Annotated in this window: 12 protein-coding genes and 5 tRNA genes; 6 read left to right on the top strand and 11 right to left on the bottom strand. The window is 37.0% G+C overall.

Annotated features, from left to right (window positions below):
• Positions 1 to 4: 4 nt before the first annotated feature.
• From K350_RS0112575 to K350_RS0112550, 6 genes are all read right to left on the bottom strand, one after another.
• On the bottom strand, positions 5 to 388 hold the full coding sequence (locus tag K350_RS0112575) for an STAS domain-containing protein (RefSeq protein ID WP_028980209.1): 384 nt from the start codon (positions 386 to 388) through the stop codon (positions 5 to 7).
• 45 nt (positions 389 to 433) lie between these two features.
• Complete coding sequence (locus K350_RS0112570; protein WP_028980208.1) at positions 434 to 1,381, bottom strand: phosphoribosylaminoimidazolesuccinocarboxamide synthase; 948 nt, start codon at positions 1,379 to 1,381, stop codon at positions 434 to 436.
• A 70-nt stretch (positions 1,382 to 1,451) separates the two neighbouring features.
• A complete protein-coding gene (locus K350_RS0112565; RefSeq protein WP_028980207.1) occupies positions 1,452 to 3,098 on the bottom strand; it encodes a toxin-antitoxin system YwqK family antitoxin in 1,647 nt (548 codons plus the stop codon).
• A gap of 59 nt (positions 3,099 to 3,157) precedes the next feature.
• Entirely contained in the window at positions 3,158 to 4,336 is a 1,179-nt protein-coding gene (locus K350_RS0112560; RefSeq protein WP_028980206.1) for an acetyl-CoA C-acyltransferase, read from the bottom strand.
• 94 nt (positions 4,337 to 4,430) lie between these two features.
• Positions 4,431 to 5,261 (bottom strand): tetratricopeptide repeat protein, encoded by an 831-nt coding sequence (locus tag K350_RS0112555; RefSeq protein ID WP_028980205.1) that lies wholly within the window; start codon positions 5,259 to 5,261, stop codon positions 4,431 to 4,433.
• On the bottom strand, positions 5,258 to 6,220 hold the full coding sequence (locus tag K350_RS0112550; RefSeq protein WP_028980204.1) for a vWA domain-containing protein: 963 nt from the start codon (positions 6,218 to 6,220) through the stop codon (positions 5,258 to 5,260). The genes K350_RS0112555 and K350_RS0112550 overlap by 4 nt, the downstream gene beginning before the upstream one ends.
• Before the next feature lie 216 nt (positions 6,221 to 6,436).
• Between K350_RS0112550 and K350_RS0112545 the strand changes: the two genes are divergently transcribed.
• The 6 genes from K350_RS0112545 (at position 6,437) to K350_RS0112520 (ending at position 8,959) form a co-directional block, all read left to right on the top strand.
• Positions 6,437 to 6,525: transfer RNA gene (locus tag K350_RS0112545), tRNA-Ser, on the top strand.
• A 66-nt stretch (positions 6,526 to 6,591) separates the two neighbouring features.
• Positions 6,592 to 6,666, top strand: a tRNA-Pro gene (locus tag K350_RS0112540).
• Between the two features lie 57 nt (positions 6,667 to 6,723).
• Positions 6,724 to 6,797: transfer RNA gene (locus tag K350_RS0112535), tRNA-Arg, on the top strand.
• 146 nt (positions 6,798 to 6,943) lie between these two features.
• Positions 6,944 to 7,018: transfer RNA gene (locus K350_RS0112530), tRNA-Pro, on the top strand.
• A gap of 54 nt (positions 7,019 to 7,072) precedes the next feature.
• Positions 7,073 to 7,146 (top strand) — tRNA-Arg (locus tag K350_RS0112525).
• A gap of 190 nt (positions 7,147 to 7,336) precedes the next feature.
• Positions 7,337 to 8,959: a T9SS type A sorting domain-containing protein gene (locus K350_RS0112520; RefSeq protein ID WP_028980203.1), complete on the top strand. Its 1,623-nt coding sequence runs from the start codon at positions 7,337 to 7,339 to the stop codon at positions 8,957 to 8,959.
• Positions 8,960 to 9,098: 139 nt separating this feature from the next.
• Here K350_RS0112520 and K350_RS0112515 read toward each other — a convergent pair whose 3' ends face one another.
• From K350_RS0112515 to K350_RS0112495, 5 genes are all read right to left on the bottom strand, one after another.
• On the bottom strand, positions 9,099 to 11,072 hold the full coding sequence (locus K350_RS0112515) for an aconitate hydratase (RefSeq protein ID WP_028980202.1): 1,974 nt from the start codon (positions 11,070 to 11,072) through the stop codon (positions 9,099 to 9,101).
• A 270-nt stretch (positions 11,073 to 11,342) separates the two neighbouring features.
• Entirely contained in the window at positions 11,343 to 11,735 is a 393-nt protein-coding gene (locus K350_RS0112510; protein WP_028980201.1) for a hypothetical protein, read from the bottom strand.
• A gap of 111 nt (positions 11,736 to 11,846) precedes the next feature.
• Entirely contained in the window at positions 11,847 to 12,710 is an 864-nt protein-coding gene (locus tag K350_RS0112505; RefSeq protein ID WP_028980200.1) for an alpha/beta fold hydrolase, read from the bottom strand.
• A 56-nt stretch (positions 12,711 to 12,766) separates the two neighbouring features.
• On the bottom strand, positions 12,767 to 13,333 hold the full coding sequence (locus K350_RS0112500; RefSeq protein ID WP_028980199.1) for a Crp/Fnr family transcriptional regulator: 567 nt from the start codon (positions 13,331 to 13,333) through the stop codon (positions 12,767 to 12,769).
• 60 nt (positions 13,334 to 13,393) lie between these two features.
• Positions 13,394 to 14,659: an acetyl-CoA hydrolase/transferase family protein gene (locus K350_RS0112495; protein WP_028980198.1), complete on the bottom strand. Its 1,266-nt coding sequence runs from the start codon at positions 14,657 to 14,659 to the stop codon at positions 13,394 to 13,396.
• Positions 14,660 to 14,867: the final 208 nt, after the last annotated feature.

The raw sequence follows: 14,867 nt of genomic DNA, 5'->3' as shown, positions 1-14,867 counted from the left end.
GCGATTATTCTTCTTTGTTTTCAGCCCTAAGATTTTTCTCCAGTTCATTCATGAATATCGCATCCACAGACTCTTCTACAGTGGGGATTAAATTCAGAATATTGTCAAGATGAGAAATTTTAATCAGTTTCATTACATGATCGCTAATTCCGGTCAAAACAAACATTCCTTGTTCGTTATCGCAAAGGCGATTTCCCACAAGAATAGAGCTTAGTCCTGAAGAATCGACATATTTCACGTCATTCATGTCAAGAATGATATTTTTTGAACCTTCTGCATTTAATTTAACTAATTCTGATTTTAACTCAGGTGCAGTAGCAGAAGTCAGTTTTTCTTCGTGAAGTTGAACAAGACTGTATTTCTCTGTTTTTTCAATCGTATATTTCATATAATTCCCCTTAGGTATATAAATTTATAAAAAATCTTTTAAAAATCAATTACTAGCATTTATTGCATTAAGTATGTTTTTCTTTATTCTTTCCTGAATATCTTCAGCAGAATTGGGCTTTTTGAAATTTTCTCCCGTTACTTTTTCAAAAAGTTCAATGTACCTTTCTGATATATTTTTCACTATTTCAGGTGTCATTTGTGGAATTTTTTGTCCTTCCTTACCTTGAAATCCGTTTTCAATGAGCCATTGTCTTACAAATTCCTTTGATAACTGCTTTTGAACTTCACCCTTTTTCTGTCTTTCTTCGTATCCCTCTGCATAAAAATATCTTGAAGAATCAGGTGTGTGCACCTCATCAATAAGATAAATTTTTCCATCAGAATGCCCAAATTCATACTTAGTATCAACGAGTATTAGGCCTCTTGTTTTAGCGATTTCTGTACCTCTTTGAAATAAAGCTCTGGTATATTTTTCAAGTACTATATAGTCTGCCTCTGATACAAGACCTTGTTTTAATATTTCTTCTCTGGAAATATCTTCATCGTGCCCTTCGCTTGCTTTTGTAGTTGGGGTTATAATAGGTGAAGGAAGAGGATCGTTTTCCTTAAGTCCTTCGGGTAGGGCTACTCCGCAAAGAGTTCTTTTTCCTGCTTTATATTCCCTCCAGGCATGACCGGCAAGATAGCCTCTGATTACCATTTCAACAGGAAATGTAGAGCATTTGATTCCAATCGTCACCGATGGATCCGGGACTGATTTAACCCAGTTGGGGACTATATCAGAAGTTGCTTTAAGGAAAATGGATGCTATTTGGTTAAGTACCTGTCCTTTGTAGGGGATGGGCTCTGGGAGTACCACATCAAATGCTGATATTCTGTCTGATGCTACCATTACAATTTTATCTGCAAATGAATAGACATCTCTTACTTTTCCCCTGTAAAATGCCGTCTGTCCGGGAAAGGAGAAGTTGGTTTCTTTTATTGCGTTCATGCTTTATTTCAGGAACGCAAAAATATAAAAAAAAATAACCTTATGATGTCACAAGGTTATTTTTAGTAATTTACTTATGATTTTTTTCAGAAACTTTTATGTCATTTTTATACTGTTCGCTTCGAACCTGTTTACCTTCAGCATTATAGTAATTCCAGGAACCAGTTTTCTTACCATTTATATAGCTCCCTGTATATTCGACCTGACCGTTTTCATAAAAGTTTTTATGATTGCCATATGGAGTGCTGTTTTTGTAGGTTGTCTGGCTTTTTATTTTTCCAGAAGGGTAAAAGGTCTGCCACACACCGGTTTTTATACCATTGGAATAGTATTGTTTTTCAATCAACTGTTCATCAGAATCATAAACTAAGCGTTCTCCATGAATGGCATCATTGACATAAGTTTCTTTTGATTTAAGCTTGCCATTGTCCCAATAAGAAATCCACTCCCCGGTTTTGGTCTTGTCAAGATCTCCGGTAATGCTTTTGTTTTTCTCGGAATTACGTTTGCTGTTAGAGGTTTTTTCAGATTTGGTAATGTAACTCTGTTGCTCAATAAGTTTGCCTTCTTTATTATATAATCTGGTGTTTTGTATAACTCCTTCTTCGCCGTTTTTAATAATGCTTTCTTCTGCAATATTGCCATTTTCATGGTAGGAGATATTTTTTCCGGTTTTAACTCCTGCTTTGTAATTAAAAACACTTTTGGGGGTGCCATTATCATAGAATGAATTGATGGTTCCTTCAGGCTGACCATTTACCATGGTGCCTTCTGAAAGAACAGTACCTGTTTTGCCGTATCTTTTAAATTTGATCTGGTTTTTATTGCCATCTTTAAAAGATTCTGTTTCTATTCCGCCTTCAGGATAATAGGTCTTGAAGTATCCGGAAGGAAATCCGCCTTTATAATTTTCTTCTGTTTCCGGATTTCCGTTTTCGAAAAAGGTTTTGGCTGGCCCATTTTTCTTGTTGTCCTGATAAGTTATCTCAGAGCGAACTTTGCCAGACTGATAATATTCCTCAACAATTCCATCTACCGATCCTTTCTTATACATAGCAGTGCTCTTGATCTTTCCACTATTGAAATAAGAGGTGATCATGCCGTTGAGGCTGTCATTTTCATAGAATCCCTTTTGTAAAAGAGTTCCCTTTGGGTCAAAGACAGAAAAAGGCCCTTTCCTTTTACCCTGTCTGAATGCCATTTTGGTCTTTACAGCTCCATTTTCATAGTATTCTGTAAGGGTGCTGTCATACAATCCATTTTTGACAAAGCCTTCTCCTGTAAGCTTCCCGGAAGGAGCATATTTTTTATAAAGTTGAAGATCGGAAGTTGAAGTTTTTTCATAGACCTCTTTTGAAAGAAGGTTTCCTTGAATAGAGTAATTCACTTGTTCTCCGACCTTTTTTCCCTTGGAGTATGTGGCTTTTACCTTAGGGTTGTCGTTTTCATAGAATTCCGCATATGGCCCATCAAGGAGATTGTCTTTGTAAGTTGATTTTATTAGTATATCTCCTTCAGGGGAAAATAAAGTATAACTTCCGTTTTTTATTGTTGTGTCTTCTTCATTTACATAATATTGTTCTCTGACAGGAATTTTCATCCCTGCACTATCATATTTCGGATAATAAGTAGAGATCAACTTCTGACTCTGGCTTAGAGCTGGAATAGCAGCCAATACCATAAGCAGAAGAATTGCATTTCTGTATAAAAAGGACATAATAGGAAAAGTTTTAAACAGAACGTTTACTTGGAAATTCTATTAAAATTCTGTCGGTTTTAATTTTTTCTGATAACTAAAGCAGAGGCCCCGCCACCTCCATTGCAAATACCACTAACTCCTATAGCTCCATTTTTATTGTTTAATACGCTAGTCAATGTAGTGATGATTCTGGCTCCGGAACAACCAATCGGATGGCCTAATGCTACGGCACCTCCGTAAATATTAACTTTTGAAGAATCCAGGCCAAGTTTAATATTGTTTGCGATGGATACAACAGAAAATGCCTCATTGATTTCGTAGTAATCTACCTCAGAGGCTGCTATACCAGCAAGTTTGATCGCCTTTGGTATAGCAAGGGATGGAGTTGTAGTAAACCATTCAGGATCTTGTTCGGCATCTGCAAATCCTATAATAGAAGCAAGAGGTTTGATGCCAAGACTCTCTGCTTTTTCCTTGCTCATTAGAAGTAGGGCAGAGGCTCCATCGTTAAGAGTGCTGGCATTTGCTGCAGTGACGCTTCCTTCTTTGTCAAACACCGGTTTCAGACCGGGTATTTTTTCAAAATTTACTTTTGTATACTCTTCATCTTCCGATATTACCAAAGGATCTTTACCTCTCTGCTCAATTTTCACAGGAATTATTTCTTCTTTAAATGCTCCTGATTTCACGGCTTCTGCAGCTCTTTTGTAACTTTCAATTGCAAAGTTATCCTGCATCTCACGTGTAATATTCATTTGTCTGGCGGTGTTTTCAGCAGCGTTGCCCATGTGATAATCTTTATAGACATCCCACAAGCCATCTTTAATAATACCATCTATCATAGTTCCATGACCAAGGCGAAGTCCGAATCTTGCTCTGTCTGCATAGTAAGGTACATTAGACATACTTTCCATGCCTCCGGCAATAACTATATCGGCATTACCAAGCATTATGGATTGAGCACCCAGCATCACCGCTTTCATACCAGAAGCGCAAACTTTGTTGATAGTCGTACATACAACAGAAGTGGGTAGTCCTGCAAATATTGCCGCCTGACGTGCTGGAGCTTGCCCTAGATTTGCGGTAAGTACATTGCCCATGATTACTTCTTCTACATCCGAAGGCTTGATTTTTGATTTTTCCAATACACCTTTAATAGCAATACTGCCTAGTTGAGTAGCTGAAAAATTAGCTAATGAGCCTCCAAAGCTGCCTATTGGTGTTCTTACTGCGGATATGATATAAACTTCTTTCATGATCTGTGTTAGGGTTTAAATTCAACGCTAGTTTGTACGCTCTAAATACAATTCGGTTGAACTTTGTTGTGAACTGCTGATTATGTTTATCTTGCTACCAATCTGGTAAATCCTGTTCGTCCTCAGGTTTTGCCGTTTGTTTTTGCTGAAGATATTGAATTTCATTTTGCTTCATTGCATCAAGAATTGCTCTTGCTCTTTGAAGACTCAGGTTAGCAGCTTTTAATTTGTTAGTAATTAAGTCTTCATTCTCCTTATTACCGTTTTTTTGATTTCTCAGTTCATTTTTATCATTTTCAGTATCAGATTGGCTTCCCTGATAATTTCCGCCTTCATTAGAAGCAGACCTTTGTGTATTATTGTCTCCTTTGTTTCCTGAGCGATTGATAGAGTTACCGCTTCCTTCCTTAGTCTTATTTGAAGATTTCCCGGTATTTCCCTGACCTGAGGCTTGTTTTTCTTTTTTATATCGAACACTTGTCTGATATTGCTCTTCAGATTTTATTAATTTCTGAATGAGCTCAAAGTTGATTCTGGCGGTTTCATTAGAAGTATTTGCTTTCAGAGATTCGGTGTAATGGTAAACGGCTTTGTTTTTTTTGCCAGTCATCCAGAATACGTTGCCTAGTTGCTGATGTGCTATAGATCTTGTAATGCTGTCATCTGAGTTCAGTAAGTTGTGATATATTTTTTTTGAGTTGGAAGTGTCTTGGATGTTATAATAGCTGTGCGCAAGATTTAGTAGAATGTCTTCATCTTTGATCTTATAATGGTTGATCAGGATTGTATAGTCTTTTATCGCAAGTTCATATTCCCCCTTCTGAAAGTTTTGCTCTGCGGAATCAATATAATTATTGATCTCTGAAAACCTGTTTAGGAAGCTCCAGATTGCAAAAAATATATTGGCAAGAAGTATCAATCTCATAAACTAATAGTTTTAACAGTGATTAAAACGTCCAGAAGAATAAGAAATAAACCAAAGAGGAGAAAATAAATGTATTTATTGGCAGTGGCATCTACTTTCTGATACCCGGTGGTAACACCCTCGATTCGGTTTATGCGGTCAGAAAGGTAAGCCAGATCATTCCTGTTGTCGTTTGTTTCAAAATAAGTTCCTCCAGCTAATGCAGCAAGTTTTTTTAATTCGGCAGATCTTAGAGAAGTGATTATTTCCTGACCTTCTTTGTCTTTTTTAGGTCCATAAGTTTCTGGTATGGTGCCTCCGGAAGTGGTACCAATGCCGACAGTCATGAGGGTTATTTTCTTTTGTTTGAATAGTTTTAATACTTTGTCAGGATCTTCTCCGAAATTTTCCCCATCCGAAATCAGGATGACAAACTTTCCTACATCGTGAATTTGCGTTTTATAAGAAGAAAGCTTTTGCATTGCAAGTTGCAAGCCGGAACTCATGTTAGACGTGCCGTTTACCTGCTGATTAGTAATGGACTGAATGAACATTTTAAAAGCGTCTTTGTCGTAGGTGAGGGGACAGATAAGATTTGCGCTTGAAGAAAAAGTGATCAGTCCAATTCGAGCAGAATTTAGCCTGTCTGCAATGCGTGAAAGTTCCTTTTGAGCTTTTTCAATTCTGGAAGGCAGTACATCATTGCTATCCATAGAACCTGAAATGTCAAGCACAAAGAATATATCTTTTCTGGTGGTTTTAATTTCCTTTTTGGTATCACCGAAAGAAGGTCCGAGGAAAGCTATAATAAAAGCGCCGAAGTATGCAGAGCGAAGAAAGAATTTATAGAAAGACCTTCTCATGTTGCTTCTTACTTTGGAGGAAACAAGTATCATCCTGATAAAATACATGAGATAAAACAGGAGAAAAATTCCGATAAGTGTATATTCAAGAATACCGATAGGTTTACTCCAGATCATTTGTTTAGAACAAAAATTGAGATTAACAGGATGGAAAAATAGGCTTTTTTGAACAATTAATTAAAAAAATATAAGTAAAGATGTTGGTGTGGAAGGTGTAAAGTATTGTAGTATAGAGTTGTAGTGAATATGTTAGAAAAAAAACCAATTATTTTCAGGAAATAGTTGCACAATTAAAATGAATTCCGTTATCTTTGCATCGCTTTTTTGAAAAAGGGAGAGGTGCCTGAGAGGCCGAAAGGAGCGGTTTGCTAAACCGTCGTACGGGTCAAACCGTACCGGGGGTTCGAATCCCCCCCTCTCCGCTGGATTTCTAAGGAAAAGTATGGGAGGCAAAACCTATAAAAGATAGCAAAAGTTCTTTAAAGTTTCGGGGTGTAGCGTAGCCCGGTTATCGCGCCTGGTTTGGGACCAGGAGGTCGCAAGTTCGAATCTTGCCACCCCGACTTCATTCTTTCTTAGGAAAGAGCTGTGATTAAAAGACTGCTTTGTTCAATTGAACGGGTCCCGTAGCTCAGCTGGATAGAGCAACTGCCTTCTAAGCAGTAGGTCTTTGGTTCGAATCCAAACGGGATCACAAGAGATCTTATATATAGCCTGCAATACGATGTGTTGCAGGCTATGTTGTTTAAGTAGGAGGAAGCATCTCTTTCTTCGGATACCTTAATAAAAAGTGTGGGAGGCAAAACCCCTAAAAAGAGAAGCAAAAGTTCTTTAAAGTTTCGGGGTGTAGCGTAGCCCGGTTATCGCGCCTGGTTTGGGACCAGGAGGTCGCAAGTTCGAATCTTGCCACCCCGACATCATTTTCCTCGGAAAGAGCTGTGATAAAAGACTGCTTTGTTACATTGAATGGGTTCCGTAGCTCAGCTGGATAGAGCAACTGCCTTCTAAGCAGTAGGTCTTTGGTTCGAATCCAAACGGAATCACACAAGAGTTTTTAAAAGCCTGCAATACCAATGTGTTGCAGGCTTTTTTGTTTTTATGCCATTGAAAAGTCAATATTTCCCTAATATATTATTTAAAAATTCTTATGTAGGTAAATTGATAGTAATTAGAAAAAGGTTACCAAACCCTCTTGATTGATATATAGTACTTTAAACCTAAATTTTTATTACTATGAACAAAATTATACTCACAATCCTTCTGCTTTTTTTTAGTTTCAGAGTTTTTCCTAGTTCTATTGTTCTGAATAGTTTTAACGGATCAGTATTATGTGATACACTTTCCACAACTTACAAGATCCCTCGGGAACTTCAAGGGAAATATAATTATAAAGTGGAAGTTCTAAAAAATGACACGACTCAGTATTTAACAATCAACTATCATCTGCAAAGCGCAAAAACTGATGTTCTGAAGCAAATTACTGTAGATTTAAATAAATACTTTTCTCCTTCAATAACATCTTCTGCTGCTAATGTCGACCTTAAATGGACTGTCGTCCATAATATTTACATAGAGGGTCAGTTGAAATCAACCAGTTTAGCATTTGGCTGGCCATACAGACCTTGCTATACTTCAAAATATGATTGCAGGGAGGTTACCATCTACAGAAGAAGGCTGGAAGATATATGCCCTGCTGCTGATGTTTATACAACACCACAAGTAAAGATAATTGAAGACAGCCTTTTGGTTAATTTTAAAGATGTAATAAAGCCCCGTGATATTACTTGCAATGCTGTGGGAACAAGGGTGGTCATTGATAGTCTTGTATTAAGCAATCTTTCACCACGTGACTTCACAATATTCCATGCAGACACTCAAATTGTCTATTGTGTTAATGCACCATGTCCTCCACTAATCCAGTTGACAAGGATAGGAAATGCAAATCTCCTGAACTGTCCACCTTTGGAAAATATAAATGTTTTTGAGGGCTCTTTTCTTTGCAGAAACCTTAGCGTGAACCTCAACCTTCCTAAAAACCTTCAGGGAAATTACAGTTACACCTATAAAGCGGAATTTGTCCAAAATACGCTGATCATACATTATTACCTGAAACAAGATCGAGTAGAGTGGCTGGAAAAGATTAACATTCCAGTGAATGATATATTACCCGCTGAAAATGTGATTCAGGACTTTAATCTGATAAATATTCCTGTAATTCAGAATATCCATATGGATGGAAGCTTATATGTAATAAAGGGCTATGGGCAACCAGCTACAAGATGTTTTGAATACAAAACAGAGTGTGATAAAATTACTTTATACAGAAGATATCTACAGCCAATTTGTCCAAGCTGGCGCATTTATTCTAAGATAGGTTATAGGGTTGATGAAGAAGTGGAAACTATTTTTGCCAATTTTAACGACTCTTTGAATTTCTCAGAAGTGACGTGCCTTGCAGTAGGTAATTTTATAAAAAGTGACAGCATAGAAATTACCAATCTAAAACAATTGAAGTATGAGTTACTTGTAAACGAAATCCGGACTTATTATAGTCCCCTTATATTCAAAGCTCCGGATCGTTATTCATGTTCATCAACTGTTAAACTTAATGATTGCGTTGTAGCAGGAACGATTAATGCAGAAGTAGAAAATAACATGCCTTGGCCGAATCCTTGTACTAACGAAATTCATCTGAAAGGTCATGTAGGTAAGATTACATTTACCAATCAACTCGGACAATTATTTGTTGTTGAAGGAGGTGATGTCTTTAATGTTTCCGATCTTCCAAGAGGTTTATATATAGTTACATTTGAGAAAGATGGACTCACTAGAAGAGAGAAGGTAATTCTCAAATAAAATAAGAACTCCGGTTTTGAAAAAAGCCGGAGTTTTTTATTTCAATTAATTAATGTCTTTTAGATGCTTTAAACCCAATGTTTTCATCTGAATATATAGAAAATGCATCTAAGTAATGTGAATCATATTGATTATACAGTTATCCCTTTGATAGAATAAGCTCTCTGCTTTTGTGAAAATTGATGATTCCTCCATGTATAAGTATTTCAGTCTGGCGCTCGCTCAAACCATGGGTTAATCTGTATTTAAGATTTTTAGTCATGTTTAAAGCGATATGTTCTTTGTTATTTGAAAAGCCTTCTATTATCCCAGATATTCTTATCTCATCATTAGGATCGATGGTGTCATAATCTGATTCATGGATGAATTCAAATGGAATAATTCCAAAGTTGATCAGGTTTTGCCAGCCAAGACGGGCATAGCTTTTAGCAATGACTGCAATTTGTCCTATGTACCTTGGAGCAATTGCTGCATGTTCTCTGCTTGATCCCTGAGCATAGTTATGTCCGGCTACCACTATATGGCCTCCATGAATCTCCTGAGCCTTTATGGCTTTAATATAAAATTGACTATCTATAATATTAAAACTCCATTTACTTATTTCAGGGATATTACTACGATAAGAAAGTACTTTGACTCCAGCTTTAAGAATCTCATCCGTAGAGATATTATCGCCCATCTTTAGCAGGACTGGAGCTTCAAATGTATCCGGCAATGGCCTGAAATCCGGAAATGACTTGATGTTGGGACCTTTTTCCAGTTCCACTGGAGTGCCATCTGATGGAGCGAGGAGCATAGAGGTATTTATGATTTCTTTTTCCGGATTTTTGTAATGCGGATAGCTCATTCCATATAGATGTTCCATATCCCTGGGATCTGTAATTTTTCCTGTTAGTGCTGATGCAGCTGCAGTTTCAGGGCTGCAAAGATAGACTTTGTCATCAAGTGTTCCTGAACGTCCGGGGAAGTTTCTGGGCATTGTTCTCAAACTTATTTTTCCATAGGCAGGAGCTTGTCCCATGCCAATACAACCTAAGCACCCAGCCTGGTGAAATCTGGCTCCTGACTTTACCAGATTTGCAAGAGCCCCCATAGGGATAAGATTTTCTATAACTTGTCTGGATGTAGGATTGACGTCAAATGATACGGAAGGATTTACTGTCTTATCTTTAACTATTTCTCCTGCAATCCAGAAGTCACGAATACCGGGGTTGGCAGATGACCCGATAACTACCTGAGATATAGGAGTGCCTGCAACCTCTTTTACCTTTACAACATTGCCCGGACTGCTAGGACAAGCAATCAATGGTTCAAGTTCTGACAAATTGATCTCGTCAGTAAGATCATAACTAGCGCCCTCATCCGCAATAATCTCAGTCCAGTCATTTTCTCTTTCCTGAGCTTTTAGAAATCTTTTTACCTCTTGATCCGATGGGAAAATTGTAGTAGTAGCACCGAGTTCCGTACCCATATTGGCGATGACATGTCTGTCCATAGCTGATAGTTGTTCTAAGCCTGGGCCGTAATATTCAAAGATTATTCCTCTTCCACCATGAACTCCATATCTTCTGAGCATTTCAAGGATCACATCTTTTGCACTTACCCAGTCGGGCAATTTACCAACTAACTTAACACCCATGATTCTGGGCATTTTGAAGTGTAATGGTTCACCTACCATTGAAAATGCTACATCCAGTCCTCCGGCACCAAGTGCGAGCATTCCAAGGGCTCCTGCTGCGGGGGTATGACTGTCTGAACCAGCCATTGATTTTCCTGGGATTCCAAATCTTTCCATATGGACCGGATGACTTACTCCATTACCTGCTCTGCTGTACCAAAGGCCGAATTTCTGTGCTGCTGATCTTAAGAATAAATGATCATCAGCGTTTTTAAAGTCTTCTTGAAGCAGATTATGGTCTACGTATTGAACTGATAGTTCTGTTTTTATTTTTGATACTCCCATCGCTTCCAGTTCCAGCATCACCATTGTACCTGTGGCATCCTGAGTAAGAGTCTGATCGATCCGGATGCCAATTTCTGTTCCGGGTATCATTTCACCCTTTACGAGATGTAACTGAATTAATTTCTGGGTAACGTTTAGGGGTTTTTTCATTGGATTTTCTTTGATATGTATAAAACATGTGTATGAGAACAAATGTTAGCTAAGGGAAAGCCTGTTGATTATAGAGCTTAGGGGATATGAGTGAAAAGGTAAAACCAGATAGTTCTTAACTTGGATTGTATTGTTCAAGAAGAAATATTTAGGAGTTATTCTTTTTGACTTCGTTCATTTTTTCCATAGCTCAATATCCTGATCAAAGTGTTCTTCATCATCGAAAGGAGAATACTCGAAGTGTAAAAAAAGTAAATTATACGTAGCTCTTTACCCCAACTGATAAATCGCAAAGAAAATAACAATTCCTAAAAACCTAATAGTTGTAATAGTAATATAGGATCTGATATAAGAATCAGGGAAATTATTTTTCTTCAATTTCTTAAATGACAAAAATGTTGATACGGTCAAAAAAGTTAAAATAGATCCTATATAAATTCCATAATTAAGAATAGGGTCAATTAAATTAAGTTTTATGTTAATGAAAAAAATAAGCACTATAATGATTAAAATTCCAAAATTGAAGATTCGATCTTTGGAGAATAAATCAACCAATTCTGCTTTTTTATCCTGGTCTAATTTTTTGTTGGCATTTTCATTTAAAGTTCTTGAGAGAAACATAATTCCTAAAATCACAAGAATTGCAATCATTCCATAATCCATATTGTTCAATTTTATTTTATGATGTTAATGAACAAGTTACGAAGAAAAATGCTCCTTGTTAGCCTTTTTGAAGCTTTTTATGCAAAATGACTCTTAGGTGTTAGAGTTGATTTATCTTTCATTTAAGAACTTAAATATCGATTGTGCTACTTTTTCAGGTTGTTCTTCCTGCGGGAAATGGCCGCTTTTCTCTAACCTGACTATCTTTGAGTTGGTAAATCCAATAGAGAATTTATCCAGATATTTCATAGTGATTATAGGGTCTTTCATTCCCCAGATAAGCAGGGTAGGTTTATTAGTAATAGTTTGTCTTTTATTCCATAATTCCTGAAACCAGTTTTGATCTTGAAGCAATGATCTGGCAAAAGCCAATGTTCCATTACGTTGTGTTCTGTTAGCAAAGGGTTTGGTATATTGCTTTATTAACTGTTTAGGAATTTTATGATCACCAAATGATTTTGGTAAAATATATCGAGGTGAAAAATTAAGATAACGATATAATATGGGTAGTAGAGGACTTTTAAGAATTTTGCTCAGCTTAATAAATTCGGGCTCATCTTCGCTGTTCCATAACCATGAGTTGAGGATAATTATATCCTTTACTTGATCAGGATGTTTGATTGCGAAGTTCAACCCAATTGGACCACCAAAGTCATGCACGACTAAAGTGAATTTTTGAAGGCCTTTATGAATCACAAAACTTTCAAGAGTTTTGCTGTGATTTTGCGTTGAATAATCGTAGTGTTCTGGCTTGTCAGAAAGGCCAAAGCCAATGTGGTCGATGGCAATACAGCGAAAACTGGATTTCAGCTTTTTGATTACATTACGGAAATCAAAGCTCCAGGAAGGCGTTCCGTGAATGAATAAAATTGTTTCCCCTTGCCCCTCGTCAATGTAATGAAGTTTGTGTCCATTAATATCAATGTAATTTGAAGTAAATGGATATTCCGTTGTGTCAAGCCAGTGCTTTGTCATACTTTTTTATCAAAGGTAATAAAAGCCAAATAGACAAATCTTGGTATATACCAAGATCAGAATTTTACGCGGTTATAAAGTTTGCTGAAATTGGTAGGATCAATACCCAGGTACGATGCGATGTATTTATGAGGCACCAACTGAAGTAAATGAGGACTCCTTTGACAAAAGGTTTTATAGCGTTCTTCAATGCTCATGCTGTGCAACTCAATATGACGGTTGATCATCCCAGCTAAGATAGCTTCTGTCATTTTTCTGAAGAGACGCTCTATTTGGTGAGATTGTTCAAATAATTGTTGAAGTTCGTCATAAGTAAGATACTCCAGTTCGCTGTCTGTGAGGCAAGTCAGAAAGTACTTTGAAGGAATCTGAAATGAAAAGGAATCAGGTATGGCGCAGAGATTGGGTGGGTATGTGAAAGCCATTACATGGGATTTATTAGGTGTGTCGAAATAAGACATCTGAATACCGCTCTTTACAAAATATAGTTCTCTTTGTATTAGTCCCGGAACCGTTAACAGATCTCCTTTTCGGAATATTTTGGTTTTAATTTTTTGAGTCAGCAACTCGTAGTCAGCAAGGCTGATGTTGTGAAAGAGTTTGAAGTATTCAAGTCGTTGCATAATTGGATTATACCTTTTGTTATTGAAATGGCGGAGCTTTACAGATGCACAGGAGCCTTATTATTTAAATCTTTCATAAAATTTCTTTTCCAACGATTCTCTATGGTCAGGGTGGGCGATACTGGTTAATAATTTTGCCCTTTCTTTCATTGATTTTCCAAAAAGATCTACTACTCCGTATTCTGTTGCAATATAATGAACATTGGCTCTTGTGGATACCACACCTGCTCCGGTTTTAAGGTAAGCGACAATTTTACTTTCTCCTTTAGAGGTTACTGATGGCAAGGCAATAATGGGTTTTCCTCCTTCAGAATAGGATGCACCCCTTATGAAATCTATCTGACCTCCTACACCTGAGTAATGCTTAGTGCCTATTGAGTCTGCACAAACTTGCCCTGTCAAATCAATTTCTATTGCGCTATTGATTGCAGATACTTTTTTGTTTTTTCTTATATTGGCAACATCATTAGTATAACTCACTTCCTTCATTTTGATCACTGGATTGTTATCCATAAAATCATAAGTTCTTCTGCAGCCTATAGCAAAAGTAGCCACCACTTTTCCTCTGTCTATAATTTTATCTTCACCGGTTACTACTCCTTTTTCTATTAAAGGAATTAATCCGTCAGAGAACATCTCTGAATGCACCCCGAGTCTTTTATGATTGGTAAGGGACGCCAGAACTGCATTAGGGATGTTACCAATGCCCATTTGAAGGGTAGCTCCATCTTCAATCAGCGATGCTACATGATATCCTATTTTTTTATCAATTTCAGTAGAAGGACAAATTTTGGCTTCATAAATCGGAGATTCATGTTCGATTAATAAATTAAAGTTACTGAAATGTATCAGGCCATCACCAAATGTTCTTGGCATATTGGGATTAATCTGGGCTATCACAGTTTCAGCGGTTTCTATTACTGCTTTGGTTGTGTCTACAGAAACTCCAAGGGAGCAATATCCAAATCTGTCCGGGGGAGATACCTGTATAAGAGCAATATTTACAGGCAGGAGTTTTCTTCTGAATAGAATTGGGATTTCGCTTAGAAAAATAGGGATGTAATCGGCTCTTCCACTTTGTGTTGCTTCCCTTACGTTGGCTCCGACAAAAAGGGACTTTAGATGGAAACTGTTCTGATATTCAGGTTTAACATAATCCGCTTGTCCTTCAGTATGCATGTGAATTATTTCAACATTCTTCAGCTCTCCAGCTCTTTTAACCATAGCATCAATTAAAATCTTAGGTGCAGCAGCAACGCTATGAATAAAAACACGGTCATTGCTTTTAAGTATTTTTATTGCTTCTTCAGCTGTTGTATAATTCATTGTTCAGAAGTTTAAGATCCTATTACAATTATTACATTTAATGTAAAGATGTTTAATTCTCTTTTAAACGCCAATCAAGATCATATTAGGTGGAACATCATTTTAACACTTTCATCGTAGAGTAGATTTAGGATTGTATTTAAATCTTATGGAGATTTGTCGGGGAGGGATGAAATTGCTTTGCTCGATTTTTCTGTTGTTTATAAAA

It is taken from the genome of Sporocytophaga myxococcoides DSM 11118, from assembly GCF_000426725.1.
In the GTDB taxonomy this organism is placed as follows: domain Bacteria; phylum Bacteroidota; class Bacteroidia; order Cytophagales; family Cytophagaceae; genus Sporocytophaga; species Sporocytophaga myxococcoides.
Note: the sequence above shows the minus strand (reverse complement) of the source record. Positions and strands in the feature narration are given on the sequence as shown.